Source organism: Thioalkalivibrio sp. ALE16, assembly GCF_000381305.1.
GTDB lineage: Bacteria > Pseudomonadota > Gammaproteobacteria > Ectothiorhodospirales > Ectothiorhodospiraceae > Thioalkalivibrio.
Genome location: NZ_KB906355.1, coordinates 17,066 through 43,195, shown reverse-complemented (window position 1 = coordinate 43,195; position 26,130 = coordinate 17,066). Strand labels below are relative to the sequence as shown.

The following is a 26,130-nucleotide window of genomic DNA, read 5'->3' as shown; positions in this document are numbered from 1 at the left end:
GGGCCGGCTCAGCCGGCCTGCGTGCCGCGGGTGACCCAGTTGCCGACGATCGCGACCAGACGGTCGAGGAAGAACCCGACCAGGCCGACGTAGACCAGGGCCAGCACGATGTCGCTGAGCATGGAGGCGTTCCAGGCATCCCAGATGAAGAAGCCGATGCCGACCCCGCCGATCAACATCTCGGCGGCAACGATCGCCAGCCAGGCGAGGCCGATGCCGATGCGCAGACCGGAGAAGACATACGGCGCGGCGGCCGGGAGCATGATCTTGGTGAAGTACTCGAAGCCGTTCAGACGCAGCACGCGGGCCACGTTCACGTAGTCCTGCGAGATGTTCCGGATGCCGACCGAGGTGTTGATGATGATCGGCCAGATCGCGGTGATGAAGATCACGAAGATGGCCGACGGGTTGCTGGCCTGGAAGGCAGCCAGGGAGATCGGCAGCCAGGCCAACGGCGGTACAGTGCGCAGCACCTGGAACAGCGGGTCCAGCCCGCGCATCGCCCAGGTGGACTGGCCGACCAGCACGCCGAGACCGATCCCGGCCACCACCGCCAGGGCATAGCCGTAGGCCACACGTTCCAGGCTGGCAAGCAGCTGCCAGGCCATGCCCACGTCGTTGCCACCGTGGTCATAGAACGGATTGACGATCAGTTCCCAGGTGTCGGTGATCACCTGACTCGGGCCGGGCAGTACGGCTCCCTGGGAGGACGTCATCATTTCCCACAGAAACAAAAAAATCGCGGTCACGATCACCGGGGGCAGCACCACGGTGGCCGCGTGGCGCATACGCCGGCCCCAGAGCCCGGGGTCGGGCGGCGGGGCACCGCCGGAACGGGCCGACGGCGGGGCCGAGCGGGCCACCGGGGCCGTGGAGGTCTCCGCGGCCGCCGGACGTTCGCGCCCGGCGCCGAAGGTCATGTTGCGATCGAGAATGGCACTCATCATCGAATCCTCTTGAATCGTCTGTGCAGGTGTCGGCGGGCCGCCGCGTCAGGACGCGATCGCCTTGATCTCCAGGCTGTCGAGGTAGGCCTGCGGGTCTTCCGGGTCGAAGACCTTGCCGTCGAAGAACGTTTCCTGGCCGCGCGAGGTGGATTCGGGGATGTCGGCCGAATCGATGCCAAGCGTGTCGGCCGCCTCGCGCCAGATATCCTCGCGGTTGACCTCGTCTACCAGGGCCTGCATGTCGAGATCCGGCGGCAGGTAACCCCAGCGGATGTCCTCGGTAAGGAACCACAGGTCGTGGCTCTTGAAGGGATAGGAGGCCTGGTCCTTCCAGTAGCGCATCTGGTCGGGGTGGTCCTCGACCACGCGGCCGGTGCCGTAGTCGAAGTTCCCCTGCATGCGATCGATGATGTCGGCGTACGGGGCGTGGATGTAGCGCCGGCGCGAACAGATCTCGGCGACCTCTTCCTTGTTCGCCGGATCCTCGCAGTACATCTGCGCCTCCATTACCGCCATTGTCAGGGCGCGGGCCGCATTCGGATTGGCTTCCACCCAGTCCGCGCGCATCCCCAGCGCCTTTTCCGGGTGGTTGTGCCAGAGCTCGCCGGTGGTGTTCGCGGTGTAGCCGATGCCCTGGTTGATCAGCTGCATGTTCCAGGGCTCGCAGACACAGAAGGTGTCCATGGAACCGACGCGCATGTTGGCGACCATCTGCGCCGGCGGGACGACGATGGTGGCGATGTCGCGATCCGGGTCGATCCCACCGGCGGCCATCCAGTAGCGGATCCACAGGTCATGGGTCCCGCCGGGAAAGGTCATCGCCGCGCGGATGTCGTCACCGCCGGCGGCCTTCTCGGCCAGCGCGCCCTTGAACTCGGTCGTGTCGGTCCCGACCTTCAGGTCCGCGTATTCGTCGCCCACCGAGATGCACTGCCCGGCCAGGTTCAGCCGCGCGAGGATCGTCATCGGCGTGCCACGGCGGTGGATCAGGTAGGGCATCGGCGTCAGGATGTGCGAGCCATCGATACCGCCGCGGCGCGAGCCCAGTTCCAGGTTGTCGCGCACCGTGCCCCAGGAGGACTGCTTCAGCACCTGCACGTCGGGCATGCCATGGGCGGCGAAGAATCCCTTCTCCAGCGCGACGAACAGCGGCGCGGCGTCGGTCAGGGCGATAAAGCCCAGCTTCGCCTCGGTCGTCTCCGGCTTGCCGTTGCCGGCCTTCGCATAGCCCCACGGCGCGGCCCCGGAAACACCCAGCGCGGTCGCGCCGATCCCGGCGGCCATGCCGCCCAGGAAACGCCGGCGCGACAGGCCGGAGGTCTTTTTCGTGTCATTCGTGTGATCGGTCATTGCGGGTTCACTCCCCTTGTCAGCAAACACATCCCAAAAACGAAAAAAGGCGTCACATCAGCCCGGCCGCGTTTGCAGCCGGGTGATGGACGCCTTTGTCCAGTCCCTTGGGAGGCCCGGTCGTCGGGTCTCCCTGTTGTCAGGCGACGAACCGCCGTTGGCTCGTCTTGCTCAATGTCTTGCAGGAGGTGTGCCAATTAGCCGTTGCTAATCGACCCCGCCAGAAACAATCGCGCCATGGCGCGGGAAAATCGGATGGTTCGCCGTATGGAGTCGAACGCTTTCGGAAAACCCGGCGCCCGGGAGACGATCCGCAAGGCACCAGACTGGGGCGCGCTTGCGGTGCAGATGAACCGCGCTGGTGCACTACCTGTAGGAGCCGCCCTGGCGGCGAAGCCCCTGCCAGTCGCGGACACTGGCAGGGGCTTCGCGGGCAAGCCCGCTCCCACAGGGCCGGCATCCATTTCCCGGGGAGTTAGCTACAGGCCGCCCTTGCCCAGCAGGTCGGACATCGCGACGGTCGCCTCGGCGACCTCGGCCAGGCGCCGGTTCTGGTTCATCGCCGTCTGGCGCAGGAGCTTGTAGGCCTGGTCCTCGCTGAGGCCGCGGTGCTGGATCAGCAGCGCCTTGGCGCGCTCGATGGTCTTGCGCTCGGCCAGGGCCTGGCGTGCCGCATGCAGCTCGTCCTCCACCGACTGCAGCCGGGCCGCCTGGCGCTGCACCAGGTCCATCACCGAGTGTCCGACGATCGGTACGTTGAGTGCGGCATCGCCCTCCTCCTGCGCGGGCTCCAGGCCCTCCGGCGCGCCGAAGAACACCGCATACGGGACGCTGTCGCGCAGTTCCGACTCGGCGAGTTGCGCGACCCGGTCACGCACCGCGCCGAGGTCCGCGCGATCCGCCGTGATGCGTGCCGAGCAGCACTCGTTCAGGTGCATCTCCAGCAGATCCTCGATCTCCTTCATCGCGTCGATGCGCGCGGTGGTACAGGCAAACCATTCCTCGGCCCGGGCGGGGTCGTGGTGCCCGGAGACCTCGGTACAGGCCCGGCGGCGCAGACGCTCGATGTCGGCGGCGAAGGCCGCCGTCTGCAGCTCGCGCCAGGCGGCACAGGCCGCCGGTGCCGCGAACTCGGAGAAGATGCGGAACGCCCGTTCCTGGGCATCGATCCGATGGACCAGCGCCTGGCGCAGTTCGGGCTCGAAGTTCGCGGCGCCAAACCCGGCGGCCCCGATCGCGCGCTCCTGCCCTGCCAGTTCCTTGCCCTGCATGAAGTTCAGCAGGGCCACCAGGGCCCGCGAGACCTCGGGATCGGTCGCCGAATCCGCAGCCTCGAACACCAGGGCCATCAGGGCGCGAATCAGCTCGCTGAAGCCGCGGGTCGAGTCCATCGGGCTCAGGGTCAGCTCCAGGACCTCCTCGCGCAGGCTGCCCAGGCCGGACAGGCCATGCAGCGCCAGCGCCATGCGCCCCAGCAGCCGGCTACGGCCATGGGCGCAGGCGTCCGGGGCCAGCCAGCCATCCAGGTGCTCGCGGAACGCGGCCGCGGCGGCGTCCGACTCGGCCCGGTACTGCTCCAGTTCGCGGGTATAGCGCTGGCCGCCGGACCCGATCCAGAGGCTGGAGGCCCCGCGCTCGCGCTGCAGGGCATGCACCAGCGCACGGATGCGCCCGACCAGCTGCACCGCCTCCAGCAGGCGCTCCAGGCTCACCACCTCGCACTTGCGCGAGGCGACCAGGAAATCGCCAATGGACTCTTCGAGGGAAAAATTAGGGGATGTGTTCTGGGTCATGCTCGTCGTCCGTGAATCACTCCCGGAACAAACAAGCATGCGATGTGCCAGTTCGATCGACTGGCAGCGGGGGTACAAACAAAAACGGGTGGGGCATCACGCCCCGCCCGCGGAACGGCACGGCCGATCAGAAGCTCATGGAGCGGTCGAACTCGGCGACGGCCTGGACGTAGTGGCCCATGCCGGCCATCTCGGCGTTCGGCAGGAAGTTGTGCTCGCCGACGTCGCGACCCTTGGCGCAGGCCTCGCAGGCCCAGAACGGGACGCCTTCACTGACCAGCGAATCCACGATGTCCTTCATTGCCGGCATGTTGTGGCCGACGATCTTGTCGTACACGTTGCGGTTGGCGATGTTCACCGCCTCGCCCTGCAGCCAGACGGTAACATCGTGGCCCTGCTGCTTGGCCACATTGGCGGCGATCATGCCAAGCGTGGCGCGGGTCGGGTCGTCGGTACCGGCGGTGACGGCAACAATAAAGCGCATGGGAGTCTCCCGGGGTTGAAAAGGTGCGAAAACGGTAGCGGCCGGTGATCGCGGCGTCGATTTCCCACAAGCGGCGGGGAAACACTCGGGTCAGGGGGTGCCGCGGGCCGTGACGCTGTTGCGGTAGAGCTTGAAGGCCATCAACAGCCACGGTGTGGCGTGGAGGACCAGGTCAAGAATGTCCGGTAGCCGCGTCAGCTCACCGGCGAACAGCCAGCGCAGTTTCTCCGCAACATGCGGCTCGGGGGTCCAGGGGGCCAGGCCGACGGTCGCAACCAGCAGGGCAAACAGCCACAGGGGTGCGCGATCGACCCAGTGAACGAAGGTTTTCATCGCGCGCATGCTACCCAAGCCCCGGCGGCGGCGCAGCCCGGAGCCGCGATCGTCCTTGCCCGCGCGGACCTGGATGACTAGAATCCTGCCAGCTTCAGGGGAGTAGCGACCCGGGTGGCCTGGCCTCACCGGGGTCTGCATCAACAGATTCGATCCTCCGCTCGGAGGACCGTGGTGCAGACAGCCCCGCCGCCGATGCGGCACCGGGCCCCGCGAGACCTGTGGCATGGCGCCCCGATCCGTGGCCGGGTGGGTGGTGCGATGTCACGTGTCTTGCACACCCACCCGGCCCGGAAGACCGTCATGGAAGCCCTGCTCGTCTCTACCGTCATCGTCGCCATCGCCGAGATGGGTGACAAGACCCAGCTCCTCGCGCTGCTCCTGATCTGCCGCTACCAGCAGACCTGGCCCATCATCTGGGGCATCGTGGTGGCGACCCTGGCCAATCACTTTCTCGCCGCGCTGGCGGGGGTCTGGATCGGCGCCAGCGTGCCGGACGAATGGCTGCGCTGGGGGCTGGGGATCGGCTTCATCATCATGGCCGCCTGGGTACTGGTCCCGGATGGCGAGGACGAGCTGCCGGCCACCTCGAAGCACGGGGTGTTCTGGACCACCACGGTGCTGTTCTTCCTGGTCGAGATGGGCGACAAGACGCAGGTGGCCACCGGCGCGCTGGCCGCGACCTTCGACAACCTGATCCTGGTCGTGATCGGCTCGACCATCGGCATGGTCCTGGCCAATGCGCCGGTGGTCTGGCTGGGCCAGCGCTTCGCCTGCCACCTGCCGCTGCGGCTGCTACGCGCGCTCGCCGCGCTGCTGTTCTTCGCTCTGGGCCTCGGAGTCCTGCTCGCCTGGGTCTGAAACCAGCGAGGTCTCGGCGCGCAGCGTCTTCTGCCCCAACCAGATGCGCCGCACCAGGCGCGGCAGCAACAGAAGCAACGCCAATACCGCGAGCAGCGCCAGACCCAGCTGCACGCCGCTGTCGGCCCCGCTGGCCATCGCGCGGGTGGCATGGCCCAGCCAGGCATAGGCGAACAGGCCCGGGATCAGGGCCAACACGGTCGTCAGTGCAAACACGGGAAGCGGCAGGCGCACCAGCCCCAGGGCATAGTTCGTAGGCGCAAACGGGAACACCGGCACCAGCCGGGTCAGGGCCACCACCCGCCAGCCCTCGGCCTCGACATCCTCGCGCAGTCGGGCACTGCGCGGCCCCATGCGCGGGACCAGCCAGGGCTGCAACCAGGTGCGGGCCAGCATGAAGGCGATGACCGCCGCCAGGGTGGCCGCCAGCAGGCTGAGGGCGCCGCCGGTGAAAGGCCCGAACAACGCCCCGCCCAGCAGGATCCAGAAGGTACTGGGCAGCGGGAACAGGGCCAGCACCATGAAGGCCAGCACAAACACCAGGTAGGCACCCGCACCCCAGCCACGCAGCCAGGCCTCCAGCTCGCCCAGCGGGAACCCGAGGCTGGGCCACTCGGTGGTCAGCAGGATCCACGCCAGCGAGATCCCGAACAGGACCGCCGCGAGCACGAGCGAGCGCTTGTGATGCCGGATCATCATGCCCCGTCAGCCCTCCTCTCCGGACCCTTCGCCATCGCCGCGAAGACGGTCCAGGCGCTCCGCCAGCGCCCGCTCGGTGCCATCCCGACGCGGGCGGTAGAAGCGCGCGTCCTCGAGGCCTTCCGGCAGGTACACCTGACCGCGCGCGAAACCATCCGGTTCGTCGTGATCGTAGCGATATCCCGCACCGAAGCCCTCCTCGCGCATCAACTCGGTCGGCGCGTTGCGCAGGTGCAGCGGCACACCCGCGCTGCCGCTATCACCGATCGCCGAACGTGCCTCGTTCAGGGCCGCATAGGCGCTGTTGCTCTTGGGTGCGGCGGCCAGTTCGATCACCGCCTGCACCAGCGCCAGGTCGCCCTCCGGCCGCCCCAAACGCTCCATGGTCTGCCAGGCGGCCAGTACCCGCGCGCCCAGCCCGACCGCGGCAAGGCCGATGTCCTCGTAAGCCATACGCAGCAGGCGCCGGCCCAGGTAGTCCGGGTCGCATCCGGCATCCAGCATGCGGGTCAACCAGTACACGGCGGCATTCGGATCCGAGCCGCGAACCGATTTGTGCAGGGCGGAGATCTGGTCGTAGAAGGCATCGCCCTGGCGGTCGAAGGCCAGGGACTGCGCGCCCATGACCGCGCGCAGGGCATCACCGGTAATGGCCCCGTCGCGGGCGAGATCGGAGGCGGTCTCCAGCCAGTTCAGTGCGCGCCGGGCATCCCCGTCCGCGGCCCGCGCCAGGCGCTGGCGCTCCTCCGGTTCCAGGGTCAGGCCGCGCCCGCCCAGGCCTCGCTCCGGATCCTCCAGGGCGCGCTCGATCAGGGACTCGACCGCATCCGCCCCCACCGCCTCCATGCGATAGACCCGCGCCCGCGACAGCAGTGCGCTGTTCAGGGCAAACGAAGGGTTCTCGGTGGTCGCGCCGACGAAGGTCAGCGTGCCGTCCTCGATATGCGGCAGCAGCGCATCCTGCTGGCCCTTGTTGAAGCGGTGGATCTCGTCGATGAACAGCAGCGTGCCGACGCCGTTACGCCGGCGCGCCTTCGCGGACTCCACAACGGCGCGCACGTCCTTCACCCCGGCCAGCACGGCGGACAGCGTGACGAGTCGCTGGGCGCCGGCCGCGGCCACCAGTCGCGCCAGCGTGGTCTTGCCGCAGCCGGGCGGGCCCCACAGGATCATCGACGGCGTCTGGCCCTGCTCGATCGCCTGGCGCAGGGCGGCATCCGGGCCGACCAGGTGGTCCTGGCCGACCATCTCGTCCAGCCGCGCCGGACGCATGCGTTCGGCCAGCGGCGCGGTCGGGTCGGGGCCAGCCGGGGGCGGCTCCGGTTCAGGTTCGGGCGAAGCCATGTCCGGATCCGGACCGAACAGATCGCCTTCGGGGGAATCGCTCATAACGGAGATTGTAACCCTTCGGGCGAAAACCCTTTTTTCACCACGAAGCGCACGAAGGCACGAAGAAGGTCAAGGCCGGATTGCACCACGGAGGGCACAGAGAACACGGAGAAGGGCTGGTGTTGGGGTTGGGAACATCCACGGCAAAAGGGATGTACGAACGCTCCGGCCGGAATGACAGCGCGCAGGGCGTCTGTCCAGACACACCATGACGGATGGTTCGGCGTTGCGGGGGGTCGGGATTACACCAACGTCGTCACGTAGCCCGGGCCGTCGGGATTCAAACCAAAGCGCCACACTTCCAGCGACCTCCTTGCAGTTTCCCCACCTTCCTGTAAACGCCCTTGACCTTCTTCGTGCCTTCGTGCGCTTCGTGGTGAACAACAGGACGCGGGCTTGGTTACGGGCGGTAGATGTCGGTGCCGGAGGGTGGGTCGAAGGTGAAGATGGCCGGGTCGAGGTCCGCGTTGCGCTCGGTCTCGTGGAAGCGGATCACGGTCTCCTGGCCGAAGATGTCGCGGAAGGCCATGCGGGTGAGATCCCCCTCCGCGGTCAAGTCCAGGTCCAGGCTGGTGAAATCGGCCTGCTCGTTGCGCGGCACCAGCACCAGGCGCAGGGCGTCGCCCCCCGGCACCGGCTGCAATGACATGCGGAAGTGTTCGTCCAGGCGCTCCGGCTGAGTGATCGCGGCGATCGGGGTCGCATCGAAGGCATCGCCCAGCGGGCGCACCGTGGCCTGCGACAGGTCCGGGTCGTACATCCACAGGTCCTGGCCGTCGGAGACGATGGTCTGCGGAAACGGCTCGGTCACCTCCCAGTGCAGGCGGTTGGGCATGCCCAGCTGCATGCGCCCGTCGGACTCCTGCAGCACGTACCCCGTGTCGTCGCGCACCGTCTGGGTAAACACGGCGGAGAAGCTCTCCAGCCCGTCGACAAAGCGATCCAGCGCGGCGCGGGCATCCGCGGCGGGCGTGCGGTCAGCCGCCTGCACGGCGCCGGCGAACAGCACGGTCGCGACGACCACGGCCACCAGCAAGCGGGGAAGAAGACGAACGTTCATGCAAGCTCCGGAAGGATGGTTGACCTCATCCTGCGCCCGGTCGCTTAACCGGGCGTGAATGTATCGTTCGGGGATGGCGCACCACGTCACCGATCGGGAACATGGACCCTGTCGCTGCGCCGGGGTTCAAGGTGCTCAGTCGTTCGGCCCGGGCACCAGGACCTCGCGGTTACCATTCGACTGGACGGGGCTGACCAGGCCGGCGGCCTCCATGTCCTCGACCATGCGCGCAGCGCGGTTGTAGCCGATCTTGAGGCGCCGCTGGACGAACGAGATCGAGGCCTTGCGCGACTCGATCACTACCTGCACCGCCTGGTCATACAGCGGATCCGACTCGCTCTCGCCCCCCTCGGGCGACTCCAGCCCGGGGATGCTGGCCGCACCCGCCTCGGGCTCCTCGAGGATCGACTCGTTGTAGTCCGGCTCGCCGGTGGATTTCAGGTACTCGACCACCTGGTGCACCTCGTTGTCGCCAACGAAGGCCCCGTGCACGCGCTCGGGCATGGCCTTGCCGGGCGGGAGGTAGAGCATGTCGCCGTGGCCCAGCAGGTGTTCCGCGCCCATCTGGTCGAGGATGGTGCGCGAGTCCACGCGCGAGGAAACCTGGAAGGCGATGCGGGTCGGGATGTTCGCCTTGATCAGGCCGGTGATCACGTCCACCGACGGGCGCTGGGTGGCCAGGATCAGGTGGATGCCGGCGGCACGGGCCTTCTGTGCCAGGCGCGCGATCAGCTCCTCGACCTTCTTGCCGACCACCATGATCATGTCGGCAAACTCGTCGACCACGATCACGATAAACGGCAGCGGCTCCAGCTCCGGCGCCTCGGTCTCGGTAATCGCTTCCTCGGGCTTGAACAGCGGATCCTTCAGGGGCTCGCCGGCGGCCTGGGCATCACGCACCTTCTTGTTGTAGCCGCCGATGTTGCGCACGCCCATTGCCGACATCAGCTTGTAGCGGCGTTCCATCTCCGCCACCGCCCAACGCAGGGCGTTGGAGGCGTCCTTCATGTCGGTCACGACCTCGCACAGCAGATGCGGGATGCCCTCGTACACGGACAGCTCCAGCATCTTCGGGTCGATCAGGATCAGCCGTACCTCGTCCGGAGTCGCCTTGTACAGCAGCGACAGCAGCATGGCGTTCACGCCCACCGATTTGCCGGAACCAGTCGTCCCGGCCACCAGCAGGTGCGGCATCTTCGCCAGATCCGCCATCACCGGGGCACCGCCGATATCCTTGCCCAGCGCCATGGTCAGCGGCGACTTGTTCGAATCGAACAGGTCGGAGCGCAGGATCTCGGAGAGCGCCACGATCTCGCGATTCTCGTTCGGGATCTCCAGGCCCACCGTGGACTTGCCCGGGATCACCTCGACGATGCGCACCGCCATCACCGACAGCGAACGCGCCAGGTCGGTGGACAGCCCGGAGATACGCGAGGCCTTGACCCCGGCGGCCGGTTGCAGTTCGAAGCGCGTAATCACGGGGCCCGGCTGCACCGCGACCACCTCGACCTCCACGCCGAAATCCTTCAGCTTCAGCTCGACCAGCCGCGACAGCGCCTGCAGCGACTCCTCCGAAAAACCTTCGGGCGGCGGTGGCGGCTCGTCCAGCAGCGACAGCGGCGGGTGCGGATCGGCCCCGCTGCCCTCGGTGAACAGCGGAACCTGCTTCTCCTTCTGCACGCGCGGGCTGGGCGGCGGCGTCTCGATGCGCGGCTCTACCCGCGACGGCGGCCGCTTCTCGGTGCGCTTGCGCTCCTTCTCCACCCGCGTCTCGCGCTCGGCGCGCTCGCGGGCGCCAATACGCCGGTCACGGGCCGAGTCGATCGCCGCACGGGTACGCTCCCAACCGCGCACGGCCAGCTGGCCAAGGCGGTCCATCAGCAGGAACCAGGATAGCCCGGTGAACAGGGTCACCCCCGCCAGGAACAGCGCCAGCAGGACCAGCGTGCCACCCACCAGGCTCAACCCGGCGACCGCCCAGCCACCGAACAGGTCACCGAGGATGCCGCCGGCATGCACCGGCATGCCGCCCGGCATCAGGTGCAGCGCGGCCAGCGCCGAACCGGCGATCAGCGCCACGATCAGCGCCAGGCCACGCACAGTCAGCTCCATGGGGCTGGCGATCTGCGCCTCGCGGCGATGCCGGAACAGCCACCAGCCAATGCCGGCGACCGCCAGCGGGATCAGGTAGGCCAGATAGCCCAGCAGGTGAAAGGCGATATCCGCGAACCAGGCCCCGGTAGTACCGCCGAGATTGCGCAGGCCCTCGCCGTCGCCGGTGGTCGACCACGCCGCATCACCCGGGTGATAGCTGGCCAGCGCCACCAGCAGATAGAGCGCCAGCATGCCGAAGATCAGCAGCGCGCCCTCGCGCAGCCCGCGCAGCAGCTGCCCGCTCAGGCTCGGCGGGGCCACCGGCTCCGCCGTCTTCTTCCCCTTGCCCCCGGTCTTGGCCTTGCTTGCGGCCATGCACTCCCCACTGGTCAGGCCCGCGTCGCGGGCAACTCGAATCATCGCGCAGTTTACCGGTTAAACCGGCGTTCGTGGGCGCGCCCGGCCCGGGCTGCGAACCGGTTCCGGGTCGGCGGACCAGATCCATCCCTCGCGCGCGGCGATCGCGGCCTCGTCTGCCGTCGGCGCAACCGCCTGCCCGTCCAGAAAATCGGCCCCGGCCAGTACGCACAGCACGGCATCCACCACATCGTCAGTGACATCGTCCAGGTCCGGCACGGACACCTCGAAGGACCCCGGCAGCCGGGCTCGGACGTCGACCCGAGTCTCCCAGCCTCGGACCTTGCGCAAGGCAGCCGGATACACCTCGATCGCGGTCGAATCGGCAATCGGCCCGGCCACCCTGGGCAGCGGAAGCGACTGCCCGCTGTGGTCGCGCAGGGCCTGCAACAGGTTGACCGCCGCCAGCGCGGTGCGCGCGATGAAGTTCGCCCCCACCTCCAGCGGGCGTTTGCCAAGGCGCTCCCGGATCACCCGGTCTGTATGACGGTGGAACATTGCATCGGCGTGCGCCGCGATGCCCGCCCCGGCCTGGTGCCCGGCCAGCTCGCTTGCCAGGCTCGATGGCCAGCCAAGCGGCGCATCCAGGCACAGCAAAACGGGTTCCGGTGTATCCATCCAGCCGCCCAGGATCGCGGCGGGCGGTTCAGTCGGGGATGCGCGCCGTGCCGCCTCCAGACGCAGAACCCCGCCGGACCAGCGGGCCAGAGCCAGGCCCGTCTTGCGTGGCTGGGTCGCACAATCGACGCCGATGATGCGGACGGTGCCGCTCACGGCCGCCGGCTCCAGACCGCGAACACCGGATCGGCATGCCCCAGTCGCCCGGCATACGGGTCGTCCGGGGGCCGCGGCAGCCCACGCAGGGAGAAGGTCGACAGATCCACGAAGCCGGCGCGCAGAAAGACGTCGAGGACCAGCCCCATGCGCTCGAAGTCGTACAGCGGCTCCCAGGCCGCGATCGCCTTGGTCGGAAAGCAGCGATCGGAGAACGTGACCATGAACACCCCGTCCGGGCGCAGCACCTCGCGTACCGCGCGGAACACCGCCTCGGGCTGCGTCAGATACTCGACCGACGCGGTACAGACCACGGCATCGAAGCTCGCCGCCGCATATGGCAGTTCCGGACGGAGGTTCAGGTCGTGCACCAGGGATGACGTCAGCCGGGGGTTGTCCGCCAGCTCCTCGGCGTTCATGCCCAGCCCGATCACGGCTTCCGGCGACTCGACTCGGTCCAGGTGGGACTCCCAGCTGCTCATCAGGTCGAGCACCCTCGCGCCTGGCGGGATGCAGGAGGCATACAGCGCGGCGATCTCGGCCCGCGCGGTCGCGTCCAGGTGGTGCACCCGGCGCGGCTCGGCATAGAACACCGCATCGGACTCCGGGTCCTCGCGCCCCAGCGCCCCGTCGGCCCAGAAGTCGGTCGGCCGTCCACGCCAGCGGGCCTGCATGCCCGGCCCGCGGGCCGTCAGCAGCCGGGCAACATCCACCGTCCGCTCATCGTCACGCCCAACCTCGTGGCGCGCCATAACCCGCGCCTGCAGCCGCAGGTCGTGCCCTGCCAGCGGATGATTCAGATCCGCCACCAGGTGATCACCCTCCAGCGCCCCGATCCGGAACAGCTCGCGATCCCCGGCCTCGATCCCCGCATAACCGGCAAGGAACGCACGCGGGTAGAAACGCCCCGCACGGGGCTCCACCCGGCGATGCCGGCGCAGGTCCCGGTTGAATGCCGACGCCGGGAGCTCCAGCACGCGGTCGGGCTCCTCTTGCGGAACCAGGGTCGCGGCGGCCTCGCGGGAGGCCTCGTGCACCACCCCCGCGCCCGAGCCGCGCAGGGCGGCCCCGAGATCGCCCGGCCAGCGGTCCCGTTCCAGCTCCAACCACGGCAGGAACAGACACTCCCGGTGACGGGCCTCGGCACTCGCCCAGTCCAGCGTGAAGCCGACATCCACCGCCATTCCCTGCGTCGGTCGCGCTTCACTGTTATTCGGATTGGCGAATGGATCCCGCATGAACACCCTCCCGTAGACTGCCTCGTTGACGATCTTCCGGTTATGGTACGGGCAAGCCCCCACCGGATGTCCGCATGCCCCGTACCCTCTGCTCGCTCCCGTTTGTGTCGCTGCTGGCCGGCGCAGTGTTCGTGTTCGCCACGTTGCTGACCCTGCCGTCCGCTCAGGCCGAGGGAGATGGGGCCCGCGGCATCGGCGCCGACTCGCCCCTGCGCGTGGGGACGCGCTTCGTGCCACCGTTCGTGATTGCGCCGGAGGAGCCGGGCGCCGCTCCTTCCGGCATTGCCATCGAACTGTGGGAGCGGGTCGCCGAACGCATGGAACTGGACTCCGACTACCGGGAGACCAGCCTCGAGGGACTCATCGAGGGCCTGGGGGATGACCGTATCGATATCTCGGTCGCGGCCCTAACCGCGACCGCTGAACGCGCCGAACGGGTCGACTTCACCCATCCGTACTACAGCACCGGGCTGTCGATTGCAGTGCCCCAGCAGGGCAACCCGGTCGCCGGGGCCCTGCGCGCGTTCATCTCCATACCCTTCCTGATGGTCATCCTCGCGCTCTCCGGACTGCTCCTGCTGGTGGGTGCGCTGCTCTGGCTGTTCGAACGCCGGCGCAACGCTGACGAGTTCGGCGGCAGTGCCGCACAAGGGCTCGGCTCCGCGTTCTGGTGGGCCGCCGTGACCATGACCACGGTGGGCTATGGCGACAAGGCCCCGCGCACCCTGCCCGGCCGCGCGATTGCGCTGGTCTGGATGTTCGCGGCGCTGATCCTGGTCTCCACCTTCACCGCCGCCATTGCGACCACGCTGACCGTCAGTTCGCTGGACACCGGCATCCAGAATGTCTCCGACCTGGAGGGCCAGCGCATCGCCACCATCGGCGGCTCCAGTGCCGCCGCCTGGCTGGACGACCAGGGCTTTGCCTACCGTGACCATGCGGACCTCGCCACCGCACTGGGCGCAGTCGCCGAGGGCCGGGCCGACGCCATGGTCTACGACGCTCCGCTGCTGCGCTATCAGGTCCGCGAGCACTTTGCGGGGCAACTGGAGGTTCTGCCGGTCGAGTTTCTGCGCCAGGACTATGCCCTCGCCCTGCCCCAGGGCTCGCCGCTGCGCGCCCCGATGAACGTCGCTATCCTCGAGATTCTGGAATCCGACGAATGGCAGCGCGTGCTGCGGCGCTATCTCGGCAACTGACGGAACCCGTCACGGGGGGGACAGCATCATGGAGGAGACCTTTCTGATCGCGATCGTCGACCAGGACCGCGAGGAGCAGGCCCTGGCCATCGCCGCCGAGGAAGGCGGCGCGGACGGGGCGGTGATCCAGGGTTCGGGCCTCGGTTTCCCCGAGCACATGACCTTTCTCGGCGTGACCTACCAGGGCAACGAGTCGGTCTGCATCTGGCAGCTGGATACCGCGCGCGCCGAACGCATTGCGCAGCGCCTGAACCTGGAGCTCGACCTGTTCCAGCCCTACAACGGGCTTGCCTTCACCCTGGACGTGAACGCCCTTCAGGGCATGGAGTTCGTCGGCCACCTGACCACCACGCCCTGACGCCCCCGGATACGGAGACTCTGCCATGCAATTCGTTCTGCTCGCCGCCGTCATCCCGCGCAGCCTGGCCGACCGCGCGATCGAGATCGTTCAGCGCGACGGGGCCGCCGGCCTGACCCTACTGGATGCCCAGGGCATCGCCCAGCTGCGGCGCAACCCGGTCATGGACCTGAAGGACACCTCCGGCCGCAAGGTGCTGCTGATGGTGCTGGAGTCCAGCCTTGCCCGGCGCATGCTGGACCACCTGGACGCGGAACTGGAACTGAGCCGACTGGGCAACGGGTTTGCCGTGACCCTGCCGATCAAGGACATCGCCGGCATCAAGCCGGAACAGATCGAGCACCTGCGCAAGACGCTCGGGAAACACTGAACGCGGCTCAACGCCAGGGCGGATCCACGCCCTCCACACGATACTCGCGGCCCAGCGCGCGCAGCAGGCTGAAGCAGCAGAAGACCAGGATGATTGCCACTGGCAGCCCGGCGGTCAGGGAGCCGGTCTGCAGGCTGTCCAGCGCGCGCTCGCCGCCGACGATCAGCAGCGTCGCGGCCACCGCGCCCTCGGTAATCCCCCAGATCACCCGCTGGCGCTTCGGCGAGTGCTTCGAGCCGCGCGAGATCAGTGCATCCACCACGTAGGTGCCGGAGGCCGACGAGGTGATGAAGTAGGTCGCGATCAGCAGGGTCGCCACGCCAGAGGCGATCGTGGTCCAGGGCAGCTGCGCGAGGGTCGCGTACAGGGCCACGGTGGTGTCCTCGGCGACCGCCGCGGCGATGCCCGCGCCGTCGTCGAACAGCTCCATGTGCAATGCAGTGCCGCCGAAGATCGCCATCCAGGCGAACACGAACAGGCTGGGCAGGGCGAGCACGCCGACGATGAACTCGCGGATGGTGCGCCCGCGCGAGATGCGCGCGATGAAGATGCCGACGAACGGCGACCAGGCGATCCACCACGCCCAGTAGAACATGGTCCAGTCCTTCTGCCACTGCGAACCGCCGATGGCGTCGGTGTGCAGGCTGAGCTGGATGATCTGCTGCAGATAGCCGCCGGTGGAGTCGAGGAAGAAGCGCAGGATGAACAGCGTCGGCCCGGCGATCAGCACGAACAGCATGAAGCTGATCGCCAGCACCAGGTTGAACACGCTGACCCACTTCAGCCCGCGATCGAGCCCGGAGATCACCGACAGCACTGCCACCGCGGTGATCGCGGTAATGATGCCCACCTGCCACCAGTGCGAGACCGGCATGTCGACCAGCACGTTGAGCCCGGTATTGAGCTGCATCGCCCCGAACCCCAGCGAAGTCGCCAGCCCGAACAGGGTGCCGAACACCGCGAGGATGTCGATCACATGCCCGATCGGGCCGTAGATGCGATCCCCCAGCAGCGGGTAGAAGATCGAGCGGATGGTCAGCGGCAGGCGGTGCCGGAAGCTGAAATAGGCGACCGACAGCCCCAGCACCACGTACACCGCCCAGGCGTGCAGCCCCCAGTGGAAAAACGTGTAGACCATCGCCTGGCGCGCGGCCGCGTCGGTCTCGCCATCGCCGGTCGGCGGGTGCTGGTAGTGCAGGATCGGCTCGGCCACACTCCAGAACACCAGCCCGATCCCCATACCGGCGGAGAACAGCATCGCGAACCAGGCAGCGAAACCGAACTCCGGCCGGTCGTCCGGCTGCCCCAGCCGGATCACGCCATAGCGGCTGAAGCCCAGCCAGATCAGGAAGCCGAGGAAAAAGGTCACCACCAGCAGGTAGCCCCAGCCGAGATACTCGGTGATGAAGCCGTGGATGCTGGCGAACACCTCGCTGGCCGTGGCGGGGAAGATCACCCCGAAGGCGACGAACACCACCACCATGATCGCGGAGGCGGTGAACACCGTCGGGTTCACCGTGGCGAAGAAGGCCTCCGGGCGGTAGTCATTCATGCCGCCGCCTCCCCGCTGGCCGGATCAGCCCGGCGCATCGGGATCCGTGCCCTCGTCGGCGGAGCACAGCGCCCCGGTGAGATCCGCCTCGTCCAGCACGTGCCCCTCGGCCACGGCATCGAACTGGCTGCGGGTCGCCCCCGCCTCCAGCTCCAGCTCGGCATCCAGCGCCAGCAGGCGGAAGCGGTAGTGATGACAGCCCTCCGGCGGCACCGGGCCGAGATAGCCGACCTTGCCGAAGGCATCCATCCCCAACCGCCCCTCGCTCGGCAGATGCAGGGCATCCACCCGCGTCGTATCCGGCGGCAGGTTCCAGACCAGCCAGTGAGTGACCTCCCCCAGCGGCGAATCCAGGTCCTCCAGGATCAGCGCGAGGCTGCGCGCGCCCGCCGGCACCTCGCGGATCTCCAGTTGCGGCAGCTCGTTGGCATCCCGCGCCGAGACCTCGATCGGCATCCGTTCTCCGTCAGCAAACGCCGGACTGCTCAATCGCATGGCCCGCATCCTCCTCCATGACCCGATTACAGGCTCGCCCGCGGCCGGGGGCGGGTCAAGCCGTGCGTCGGACAATCCGGGGCCGGATTGATCGGGATCAAGCCCGGACACTTTGACTGCCCATCGCACCCGCGTCCCGCGTACACTTCTCCCCATGGCACAACTGACCTTTCAGGGGGCGACCGGCGAGGTCACCGGATCGCGTTATCTCCTCGAGACCGACGACGCCCGCGTCCTGCTGGAATGCGGCATGTATCAGGGCAACAGCGATGCGGACGAGGCGAACCGCGCCCCGCTCGCCGAACTGGCGGAAAGCCTCGACGCGGTGGTGCTGTCACACGGCCACCTCGACCACTCGGGGCTCCTGCCCAAGCTGGTGCGCGATGGCTACCGCGGCCCGATCTACTGCACGCCGGGCACCGAGGAACTGCTCGAGATCATGCTCGAGGATGCCGCGTTCGTAATGAGCAAGGACATCGAGTGGGAGAACAAGTGGCGCCGGCGGGCGGACAAGCCGCTGCTGGAGCCGGTCTACGACATCGATGATGTCGCCACCACCCTCGGGCTGTGCGAGGCCGTGCCCTACGGCCAGGCGCGCAAGATCGCGGGCGGGATTGGCCTGACCTTTCGCGATGCCGGGCATATCCTCGGCTCCGCGATCGTGGACCTGATCGTGCCCGCTGGCGGTCGCGACCGGCACCTGGTGTTCTCGGGCGATCTCGGCAATGCCGACGCCGTGCTGATGCACGAGCCCGCGCGCCCGGAACACGCCGACCACGTGCTGCTGGAGAGCACCTACGGCGACCGCGACCACCGCCCGATGGAGGAGACGGTCGAGGAGTTCGCGCAGGTGCTGGCCGAGGCCGACAAGAGCGGCGGCAACGTGCTGATCCCGGCCTTCGCGGTCGGCCGCACCCAGGAGGTCCTCTACCACCTGAGCATGTTGCACCACGCCGGGCGCCTGCCGCAGCAAAAGGTCTTCCTCGACAGCCCGATGGCGATCAAGGTCACCGAGCTGTACGCCCGCCTGCGCCGAACGCTGGACCCGGAGGACATGGACCGGCTGCACCAGGCCGCGAATGGGGATCCGGCTGCCTACCTGCCCGGGCTGCAGGTCTGTCGCACGGTGGAAGAATCCATGGCGATCAACCGCATCACGGGCGGCGCGATCATCATCGCCGGCTCCGGCATGTGCAATGGCGGGCGCATTCGTCACCACATGAAATACAACCTGTGGCGGCGCGAGGCGCATCTGGTGATCGTCGGCTTCCAGGCCGCCGGCACGCTCGGGCGGCGTCTGGTGGACGGCGCCGAGAAGGTCAAGCTGCTGGGCGACGAGGTCGCGGTGAACGCCAAGATCCATACCCTGGGCGGCTTTTCCGCTCACGCCGGGCGCAGCCAGCTGCTCGACTGGGCACGCGGCTTTCAGGACCAGCCGGTGTTCCATCTGGTTCACGGCGAGCCGGAGGCGCGCGAGGCCCTGGCCGCCGGCCTGCGTGACGAGCTGGGGGCCGAGGCGCATGTGCCGGCCTTTGGCGAGACCATCACCCTGTAACGCCGCATCCCCACAGCTGCGATGCCGGAGGCCGAAGCCGTCAGCACCTACGCCCTGATCGCCGGTTTTCTCGGCGGTCTCGGCCTGTTCCTGCTCGGGATGACCCTGCTGACCGACGGCCTGAAGACCGCCGGCGGCAAGGCGTTGCAGCATATCCTCGGGCAATGGACCCGCACCCGGCCGCGCGCCCTCGCCTCGGGCATGGGCGTGACCGCACTGGTGCAGTCCTCCAGCGCGGTCACCGTGGCCACCATCGGCTTCGCCAACGCCGGCCTGCTGACGCTCGGACAGTCGGTCTGGGTGATCTTCGGCTCTAACGTCGGCACCACCATGACCGGCTGGCTGGTCGCGCTGATCGGCTTCAACATCCGCATCGAGGCCTTCGCCCTGCCGGCGATCGGCATCGGCGCCCTGCTCTACCTGTTCATGAAGGCCGCGCGGCCGCGCTACCTGGGACTGGCCCTGGCCGGCTTCGGGTTGCTGTTCTTCGGCATCGACGTACTGCGCGAGGCCTTCGAGGGGCTTAGTGCCACCTTCGACCTGGGCGCGCTGGCCCGCCCCGGCTTCCTCGGGCTGGTCATCATGGTCGGCATCGGCGCGCTGCTGACCGTGCTGATGCAGAGCTCCTCGGCCTCCATGGCCATGGCCCTGACCGCCGCGATGAGCGGCGCGGTCCCGCTGGAGGCGGCGGCCGCCGCCGTGATCGGCGCCAACCTCGGCACCACGGTCAAGGCACTGCTGGTCGTGATCGGCGCGACCCCGAACGCCAAGCGTGTCGCCGCGGCCCATGTGATCTTCAACGGCCTGACCGCGATCGTCGCGCTGCTGATCCTGCCCTGGTTCCTGGCCGCAATCGCCTGGATCTGGGGCAGCACCGGCGAGGCCCCGGCCCCGGCGGTGCTGCTGGCGCTGTTCCATACCGCGTTCAACCTGCTGGGCGTGGCGCTGATGATCCCGGTCGCCCCGCCGATGATCCGCTGGCTGCAGACTCGCTTTCGCACCATCGAGGAAGACATCGCCCGGCCCCGGTATCTGGACCGCAGCAGCTCCGGGGTCCCGGATCTTGCCCTGCAGTCGCTGATCCAGGAGACCGAACGCCTGGCCGACATCGGCCACTCGATGGCGCGCGAGGCCCTGCAGACCGCACCGCCGGCGGCCGGCATCCTCGACCGCCGGCGCCTGGCCGCGGAGCAGCTGACTCAGGCCATCGCCGAGTTCGCGGCGCATACCGCCAATCACCCGATGCCGGAACAGGTCGGGCACGGGATCGCCGAGGCCGTGCGCATCGCCCGCTACCACCGCGAGGTCGCCATACTGGCCGACGACATCGCCGACCTGCGCCGCCAGTCCAGCGGCGAGGAGCGCCCGATCGTGACCGAGCAGCGCCGCGCCTGGCAGGAACAGGCGATCCGCGCCCTGGACCTGTGCAACCTGGAGGCGGACGACGGTGACAATGGCCATGATCTGGCCGCCGCCGAGGCCGTGGACACGGTGGAAACCGCCTATGCCGAACTGAAGGCCGCCCTGCTACGCGAGGGCACCTTCGGCTCGCTGAGCATGGCCGAGATGGAACGCCAGCTGCGGATCATCAGCATGGCGCGGCGCCTGGTCACTCAGGCGGCCAAGGCGCGTCACCACACCGAGGCGCTGAAAGACCAGATCCGGGGGCTGCGCAAGGGAAACACGGATTGATGTACACGCTCGCGTTGGCAATGGAGAACGCATGATCGACCGGGACACGCTGCAGGACGCGATCGCGAACCACCGAGCCGAGGCCCTGACCTTTGACGGGCTGGAATACGCCCGTCTGCTGGAGCCGGTGAACCACTACCCCCGGGGCTCCGTGGTGCTGACGGACGGTGCGGTAGTACCCGGCTACCCGGCCATCGGACGGATCCAGTCACTGGAGGCCGGGTTGCCGCGCCAGTTCGAGCAGCCGTTCTGGGCGGAGGAGAAGATCGACGGCTTCAACGTGCGCATCCTGCGCCGGGACGGCCGGGTCTACGCCTTCAGTCGGGGCGGCTTTGTCTGCGCCTTCAGCACCGACCGGGTGCCCGATTTCGTGGACCTCGGGGTGTTCGACGCCGAGCCCGACCTGGTGCTGTGCGCGGAGATCGCCGGACCGGACACCCCCTACCTGGAAGGCTCCACGCCGCGCGTCGCACAGGATGTCGGCCTGTTCGTGTTTGACCTGATGCGGTTGGGCCAACCCGGATTCGTGCCGCAGGACGAGAAATTTGCCCTGATGCAGCGCCACCAGCTACCCCCGGCACCCCTGCACGGACGGTTCACGCCCACGGACAGCGCAGCCCTCGGGCAGCTGATCCGGCAACTGGATGCGGAGGGGGCCGAGGGGCTGGTACTGAAGACCGCGGACGGCCAGCACCGCGCCAAGTACGTGGCCGGGGGCTCCTGCATCAACGACATCCGCGTGTGTTCCGAGCAGCTGCTGGACCTCCCGCCGGAGTACTTCACCAATCGCCTGACCCGCCTGGCGGTGTTCCTAGCGGAGCACCCGCCCAGTGAACGTGCCGCCGTGGAACGGGAACTGGGCGAGGCCCTGCTGTCCGGGCTGGCGACCGCAGTGGACAAGAGCCGGCGCGAGGGACGCGTCGGCCACACCTACCGCTGCCGCTTTCGCGAGCGCGCGGGGGCGCAGCGCTTTGTCGACCACATGCAGGCAACCGGCGGGCGCCACGTGCGCTTCCTGCCGGGCACCCCGCGTCAGGAAGAAAGCGGCTACTGGCTGCTGGAGTTCGAACGCCTGTTCGACCGCATCACCGGCACCCTGGCCTCCGCCCTGGCCGGAGACCGGCAATACGACTGAGCCCTTCGCCTGCTTGCAGGCGAACACGGGAAAGGCCCCGACTTGCGGCCTCAGGCGCCGCCCTGACCGGGGATGCCCGACTCGGAGAGGTTCTCCATCACCTGGCGCAGGTAGTCGGCGGTGACCAGCTTGATGCCCATGCGGTTGCCCAGCTTGCGCATGCCCTCGTCGGCGCTGGCCAGCTCGGCATCCAGCTCCATCGCCAGCAGCACGGCATCGACATCCTCGCGCGAGTCCACCAGGCCTTTGCGCATGGCCTCGCGGAAGCGCTCGCGCAGCTGCGTGATCAGCTCCGGGCGCAGCGACTCGGCCGCCCCGGCTTGGCGCGTGTGTTCCTCGGCGATGCGCAGGCCGCGATCGATGCGCGTGCGCACCTCGTCGATGAACTCGTAGAGGATGTCGCTCGGCAGGGTCAGCGCAAAGCGACGCGGCGAGCGCACCCAGACCACGGTCTCGAAGTCGGCCGCCAGGGCCTCGAGGTCGCGCATGCCGCGAAACTCCTCGTACACGGACAGCGGCATGTAGAACTCGGCGGGGCAGTGGCGCGCCAGGTTGAGAAAGGTCCGCAGGATGTCCTCGGGGTCCTCGCCGAACTGCCCGGCCACATGCGGGTTGGTAAAGACGCTGGTATCCAGCACGAATCGGCGCATCACGACCTCCTGTCGGCTCCCTTCATCATCGGCAGGGGCCGGCAGCCCGTCAACCGGCCCGCGACACCCCGCCCGTGCCAACGCCTGTGGCATAATCGGCGCGTCTTTACCCAGCCGGACACGGATTGCCCTTGGCCACCCGAGCGGAAGTCGAAAAATTCCTGGAGCGCCTGCGCGAGGACCTCGAACGTCACCAGATCGAGATCCCGACCCTGCCCGATGTCTCGGTGCAGGCGCTGTTCATCACCCAGGACGAATCCAGCTCCATCGCCGATCTGGTCAACCTGATCTCGCGCGACACGGCCCTGGCTTCGCGCCTGGTGCGCCATGCCAACAGCCCGGCCTACCGGGGGCTGACCCGCTGCGCCACCATCCGCTCCGCGGTCACCCGCCTGGGCATGGAGCGCGCCCGCCAGACCATCATCGCGCTGTCCATGAAGGAGGTCTTCCAGAGCGGGAACGAGGCCATCCGCATCCGGATGGAAGAGCTGTGGAATCACAGCCTGGAGGTGGCGATCATCAGCTACCTGCTGGCCCGTCGCCACCCCCATCTGGACCCGGATACCGCCCTGCTCGCCGGGCTCGTTCACGACATCGGCATGATCCCGATCCTGCGCCGCGCAGAGAAGACCCAGGAGATCTACGAGGATCCGCGCGCCCTGCAGGCCGCGGCCGATGCCGCGCACGTCGCCATCGGCCGCGCGATGCTGAAGAGCTGGAACTTCGAGCCGGAGATCATCCGCGCCGTGGCCGAACACGAAAACCTCAAGCGCGAGCCGGAGGAAGGCGAACCGGTCAATTACAGCGACATTCTGCAGGCCGCCAACATCGAGAGCCACAACGCCACCCGGCATCGACTGGCCCATATCGACCGCAGCTCGGTCGCCTCCATCCGCCGTCTGGCGGCCAAGCCCGGCACCACCCGGCTGAACTGGGAAGACGACGCAATCGGCCTGGAACACGTCAACCAGATGATCGAGTGAACCCCGCGGGGCGCAGGCGGTCTTCTTCATATCGCCCCGGAACGGACGCCCGCATGCCCGCCATTCTCCAGCTCGTCTACGCCTCTCGCGCCACCTTCCGCGAGAACACCTCCAGCCAGGGCATCGAGCCCGAAGTCAGCCGCATCCTGATGCAGTCACGCCAGAACAACCCGCGCAGCGGGATTGTCGGCGCGCTCTATTACGGGGATGGCCACTTCTTCCAGTGTCTGGAGGGCGAGCCCGAGGCCGTACGCGACACCCTGGAGCGGATCCGGCGTGACGATCGCCACGAGGAGGTCCGGGTGCTACGCGAGCAGTCACTGGACAGCCCGGGATTTGGCGAATGGTCGATGAAATACGTCCCGGCAGCGGGGGACGTCCGTCAGCTGCTACAGCGCTTTGGCCAGCGCCAGTTCGACCCCTTCGCCTTCGACGATGACCGTATCGACGCAATGCTGGACCTGCTGCGTCAGGGCCGGGACAACGCACCTGCCGAGGGAGCGGGGTCGACGGGCGGCAAGGCGGAAGATGCCACACGGGGCAGCACCCGTGCGCTGTTCGGGATCGGCCTGGTCGCGGTGGCGATCGTGCTCGGCGTGATAGGAGCCGCGACCTACCTGCTCGTCACGTCGTAGAGGCCTCGGAACATTGCGGCAGCGTGGGCGCCGGGAACGCCTGCTGGATTTGATCACGCCCACCCCACTTGGCCCGGTATAGCGCCTCGTCGGCAACGACCAGCAGATCGGGACCATCCTCCTCGGGATAGTCGGCCGAACACACCATACCGATCGAGATAGTGCAGCCGAAGCGCTCGTCCCGATGGTTGAAATCAAGGGAAGCGAAGTTCCGGCGGATATCCTCGAGCACCCGCCGGGCATTCTCCGCGTCGCACTCCGGCAGCACCGCGACGAATTCCTCCCCGCCATAGCGGCCGATGATGTCGGACTGGCGCAGGCGCTGTCGCAGCAGGGTCGCGATCGACATGATCACCACGTCCCCCACGGCATGCCCGTAAGTATCGTTGACCCTCTTGAAGTGGTCGATGTCGAGCATCGCAAGCGTGACGGGTCGCCCGATCCGGCGGGCGCGCAACACCTCCCGACTGGCGGCCTCCTTGATGCTGGCATGCTTGAGCAGTCCGGTCAGACTGTCTTTGCTGATCCGCTCCTCCAGCTGGCGTGCGCGCGCGATCCGCGAGCGGACGGCCGCCACCAGTTGCAGGTCGGAAATCGGCTTGGTCAGAAAGTCGTCCGCGCCCCGACCCATGGCCTCGATCTGGCGCTCGATATCGGTTTCCGCGGACAGATACACAATCGGCAGATGGATATAGGCCTCGTGCTGGCGGATCACCCCCGCCAGGTCGGTGCCCGCGTATTCGGGCATATACAGATCCATCAGCACCAGTTCCGGCCGAAAGGCGGCGATCGTATCCATGATCTCGCGCGGCGCATTCAGCACCCGGGCCTCCATCCCGGCCGCGGTCAGTACCAGCCGCATATGCTCGGCAAGATCGCCATCGTCATCCACGATCAGCACCCGTTGCGCCGGCGCACGGCGTTCTTCGAAGATCTGCGAGATGCGGCACACGAGCCGGGGTACATCCAGCGGTTTCAGGAAATACCCATGCGCACCTAGTTGTACCGCGCGCACACGCGACGGGAAGTCGTCATTCACGGAGATGAAGATCAGCGGGCAATCCAGCGCCTGCACCTGCGGGCAATCCACCAGCCGCTCGGTCGCGTTTTCGCGACCATCTTCCATCATCACGTCCACGAGCAGCAGATCCGGCTGCTGGTCTTCCACCGCACGCCGGAGCGCGTCGATGCCGTTGAACACCCGAACCTCGTAGTTGAAGGATTCCAGCTGCTGCTTGAGTTGACGGGCCAGTTCCGCGTCGTCCTCGACGAGCCAGATTGCCATGGCGTTGTCAACGGCACTCCGTGCATCCGGCACCCACCGGACCGCCGAGCGCTCCGGGCTTTCGGGCACCGTACGCGCAAGGGCCGCCAGCTCGTTCGCCAGGGACCGCCGAGTCGGCGCATCCAGCGACAATTCCCGCACCTGCAGCCAGTCCCCGATTCGCTGCTCCAGCGCACGGGCTGCCGTGCTCAGCGACGCACAGCCGAAACTGCCCCCGCTGCCGGCCAGCTTGTGCAGACGCTGTTGCAGTTCGTCCAGCACCTCGCGGTCCTGCTCCTTCCCGGCCAACCGGCCCTGCAGAGAACTCAATGCAGCCAGCTCATCCGGCAGGTGTTCCAGATACCGAGCACGCAGTTGTGCCAGGCGGTCCTTCAAGGCCTGCTCGGCGCCAGCACTTGTCATGCCGCCCCCTGCCAGATCCGCCGTACCTCGTCGGAAAGCGTCATGGGGTCGAACGGTTTGGCGATCACGTCACGCGCCCCCAGCGACTTGTAGTGTGCGATCTCGGAGGGCTGCACCTTGGCGGTCATGAACGCCACCGGCACCTCGGCCAGCGCCGGAATCCCGCGTAGGGCCTCCAGGGTCGTGGGACCATCCATCCCGGGCATCATCACATCCAGCAGGATCAGGTCTGGTGCAAATGCCTCGGCATCGCGTACCGCCTCCTCGCCCGAAGCACAGGTCTTCACGGTGTAACCACCCACCGTCTCCAGGGCCAGTTCGGCAACCGCCTGAATATCCGGCTCGTCTTCGACATAGAGAATGCGTTGCAACTCGGACAC

At 67.9% G+C, this 26,130-nt stretch carries 25 protein-coding genes; 9 read left to right on the top strand and 16 right to left on the bottom strand.

What is annotated here, in order from left to right; all coding sequences use genetic code 11:
- Positions 1-8: 8 nt before the first annotated feature.
- From ntrB to F627_RS0102135, 5 genes are all read right to left on the bottom strand, one after another.
- Entirely contained in the window at positions 9-944 is a 936-nt protein-coding gene (ntrB, locus tag F627_RS0102155; RefSeq protein ID WP_019583129.1) for a nitrate ABC transporter permease, read from the bottom strand.
- A gap of 48 nt (positions 945-992) precedes the next feature.
- Entirely contained in the window at positions 993-2,297 is a 1,305-nt protein-coding gene (locus F627_RS0102150) for a CmpA/NrtA family ABC transporter substrate-binding protein (RefSeq protein WP_018866406.1), read from the bottom strand.
- 479 nt (positions 2,298-2,776) lie between these two features.
- On the bottom strand, positions 2,777-4,090 hold the full coding sequence (locus F627_RS0102145; RefSeq protein ID WP_019583128.1) for a nitrate regulatory protein: 1,314 nt from the start codon (positions 4,088-4,090) through the stop codon (positions 2,777-2,779).
- Between the two features lie 127 nt (positions 4,091-4,217).
- Positions 4,218-4,574: a DsrE family protein gene (locus F627_RS0102140; RefSeq protein WP_017941855.1), complete on the bottom strand. Its 357-nt coding sequence runs from the start codon at positions 4,572-4,574 to the stop codon at positions 4,218-4,220.
- Positions 4,575-4,664: 90 nt separating this feature from the next.
- Positions 4,665-4,907, bottom strand: a complete 243-nt coding sequence (locus tag F627_RS0102135) for a hypothetical protein (protein ID WP_026329796.1) — start codon at positions 4,905-4,907, stop codon at positions 4,665-4,667.
- A 303-nt stretch (positions 4,908-5,210) separates the two neighbouring features.
- Here F627_RS0102135 and F627_RS0102130 point away from each other — a divergent pair, with 303 nt between their 5' ends.
- On the top strand, positions 5,211-5,768 hold the full coding sequence (locus F627_RS0102130; protein ID WP_019583127.1) for a TMEM165/GDT1 family protein: 558 nt from the start codon (positions 5,211-5,213) through the stop codon (positions 5,766-5,768).
- Here F627_RS0102130 and F627_RS0102125 read toward each other — a convergent pair.
- From F627_RS0102125 to F627_RS0102100, 6 genes are all read right to left on the bottom strand, one after another.
- The gene (locus F627_RS0102125; RefSeq protein ID WP_019583126.1) at positions 5,703-6,467 is read right to left on the bottom strand and encodes a TVP38/TMEM64 family protein; all 765 of its coding nucleotides are present in this window, start codon (positions 6,465-6,467) and stop codon (positions 5,703-5,705) included. The two genes, F627_RS0102130 and F627_RS0102125, sit on opposite strands and share 66 nt — an antisense overlap.
- A gap of 6 nt (positions 6,468-6,473) precedes the next feature.
- Positions 6,474-7,856 carry a replication-associated recombination protein A gene (locus tag F627_RS0102120; RefSeq protein WP_019583125.1) on the bottom strand — a complete coding sequence of 461 codons (1,383 nt, stop codon included), beginning with the start codon at positions 7,854-7,856 and terminating at the stop codon, positions 6,474-6,476.
- Between the two features lie 400 nt (positions 7,857-8,256).
- Positions 8,257-8,916: an outer membrane lipoprotein chaperone LolA gene (gene lolA, locus F627_RS0102115; protein WP_026331998.1), complete on the bottom strand. Its 660-nt coding sequence runs from the start codon at positions 8,914-8,916 to the stop codon at positions 8,257-8,259.
- 135 nt (positions 8,917-9,051) lie between these two features.
- Entirely contained in the window at positions 9,052-11,385 is a 2,334-nt protein-coding gene (locus F627_RS0102110; RefSeq protein ID WP_038035675.1) for a DNA translocase FtsK, read from the bottom strand.
- Positions 11,386-11,445: 60 nt separating this feature from the next.
- Positions 11,446-12,201, bottom strand: a complete 756-nt coding sequence (locus F627_RS0102105; RefSeq protein WP_018876972.1) for a DUF429 domain-containing protein — start codon at positions 12,199-12,201, stop codon at positions 11,446-11,448.
- Positions 12,198-13,439: a methyltransferase domain-containing protein gene (locus tag F627_RS0102100; RefSeq protein WP_026331997.1), complete on the bottom strand. Its 1,242-nt coding sequence runs from the start codon at positions 13,437-13,439 to the stop codon at positions 12,198-12,200. The genes F627_RS0102105 and F627_RS0102100 overlap by 4 nt, the downstream gene beginning before the upstream one ends.
- A 74-nt stretch (positions 13,440-13,513) precedes the next feature.
- Here F627_RS0102100 and F627_RS0102095 point away from each other — a divergent pair, with 74 nt between their 5' ends.
- From F627_RS0102095 to F627_RS0102085, 3 genes are read left to right on the top strand one after another with little or no spacing between them, the layout of a single operon-like run.
- Positions 13,514-14,638 carry a transporter substrate-binding domain-containing protein gene (locus F627_RS0102095; protein ID WP_019583121.1) on the top strand — a complete coding sequence of 375 codons (1,125 nt, stop codon included), beginning with the start codon at positions 13,514-13,516 and terminating at the stop codon, positions 14,636-14,638.
- Positions 14,639-14,666: 28 nt separating this feature from the next.
- Positions 14,667-14,996: a hypothetical protein gene (locus tag F627_RS0102090; RefSeq protein WP_018876975.1), complete on the top strand. Its 330-nt coding sequence runs from the start codon at positions 14,667-14,669 to the stop codon at positions 14,994-14,996.
- Positions 14,997-15,021: 25 nt separating this feature from the next.
- Positions 15,022-15,366 (top strand): hypothetical protein, encoded by a 345-nt coding sequence (locus F627_RS0102085; protein ID WP_018872340.1) that lies wholly within the window; start codon positions 15,022-15,024, stop codon positions 15,364-15,366.
- A 7-nt stretch (positions 15,367-15,373) separates the two neighbouring features.
- Here F627_RS0102085 and F627_RS0102080 read toward each other — a convergent pair whose 3' ends face one another.
- The gene (locus F627_RS0102080) at positions 15,374-16,918 is read right to left on the bottom strand and encodes a BCCT family transporter (RefSeq protein ID WP_019583120.1); all 1,545 of its coding nucleotides are present in this window, start codon (positions 16,916-16,918) and stop codon (positions 15,374-15,376) included.
- Positions 16,919-16,942: 24 nt separating this feature from the next.
- Positions 16,943-17,374, bottom strand: a complete 432-nt coding sequence (locus F627_RS0102075; RefSeq protein ID WP_019583119.1) for a YbhB/YbcL family Raf kinase inhibitor-like protein — start codon at positions 17,372-17,374, stop codon at positions 16,943-16,945.
- A 193-nt stretch (positions 17,375-17,567) separates the two neighbouring features.
- On the opposite strand from F627_RS0102075, the gene F627_RS0102070 reads away from it, so the two are divergent.
- From F627_RS0102070 to F627_RS0102060, 3 genes are read left to right on the top strand one after another with little or no spacing between them, the layout of a single operon-like run.
- Positions 17,568-18,968 (top strand): MBL fold metallo-hydrolase RNA specificity domain-containing protein, encoded by a 1,401-nt coding sequence (locus tag F627_RS0102070; protein WP_018878014.1) that lies wholly within the window; start codon positions 17,568-17,570, stop codon positions 18,966-18,968.
- A 21-nt stretch (positions 18,969-18,989) separates the two neighbouring features.
- Positions 18,990-20,660 (top strand): Na/Pi cotransporter family protein, encoded by a 1,671-nt coding sequence (locus F627_RS0102065; RefSeq protein ID WP_019583118.1) that lies wholly within the window; start codon positions 18,990-18,992, stop codon positions 20,658-20,660.
- Between the two features lie 31 nt (positions 20,661-20,691).
- On the top strand, positions 20,692-21,795 hold the full coding sequence (locus tag F627_RS0102060; RefSeq protein WP_019583117.1) for an RNA ligase: 1,104 nt from the start codon (positions 20,692-20,694) through the stop codon (positions 21,793-21,795).
- Between the two features lie 50 nt (positions 21,796-21,845).
- On the opposite strand, the gene F627_RS0102055 is transcribed toward F627_RS0102060, so the two are convergent.
- Positions 21,846-22,445 carry an RNA ligase partner protein gene (locus F627_RS0102055; RefSeq protein WP_017941871.1) on the bottom strand — a complete coding sequence of 200 codons (600 nt, stop codon included), beginning with the start codon at positions 22,443-22,445 and terminating at the stop codon, positions 21,846-21,848.
- 131 nt (positions 22,446-22,576) lie between these two features.
- On the opposite strand from F627_RS0102055, the gene F627_RS0102050 reads away from it, so the two are divergent.
- Together F627_RS0102050 and F627_RS0102045 are read left to right on the top strand one after the other, a co-directional pair.
- On the top strand, positions 22,577-23,428 hold the full coding sequence (locus tag F627_RS0102050; RefSeq protein WP_019583116.1) for an HDOD domain-containing protein: 852 nt from the start codon (positions 22,577-22,579) through the stop codon (positions 23,426-23,428).
- Between the two features lie 53 nt (positions 23,429-23,481).
- Positions 23,482-24,063 carry a BLUF domain-containing protein gene (locus tag F627_RS0102045; RefSeq protein ID WP_018879817.1) on the top strand — a complete coding sequence of 194 codons (582 nt, stop codon included), beginning with the start codon at positions 23,482-23,484 and terminating at the stop codon, positions 24,061-24,063.
- Here F627_RS0102045 and F627_RS0102040 read toward each other — a convergent pair.
- Together F627_RS0102040 and F627_RS0102035 are read right to left on the bottom strand one after the other, a co-directional pair.
- On the bottom strand, positions 24,053-25,750 hold the full coding sequence (locus F627_RS0102040) for a diguanylate cyclase (RefSeq protein ID WP_019583115.1): 1,698 nt from the start codon (positions 25,748-25,750) through the stop codon (positions 24,053-24,055). The two genes, F627_RS0102045 and F627_RS0102040, sit on opposite strands and share 11 nt — an antisense overlap.
- Positions 25,747-26,130, bottom strand: a complete 384-nt coding sequence (locus F627_RS0102035) for a response regulator (RefSeq protein WP_018876984.1) — start codon at positions 26,128-26,130, stop codon at positions 25,747-25,749. The genes F627_RS0102040 and F627_RS0102035 overlap by 4 nt, the downstream gene beginning before the upstream one ends.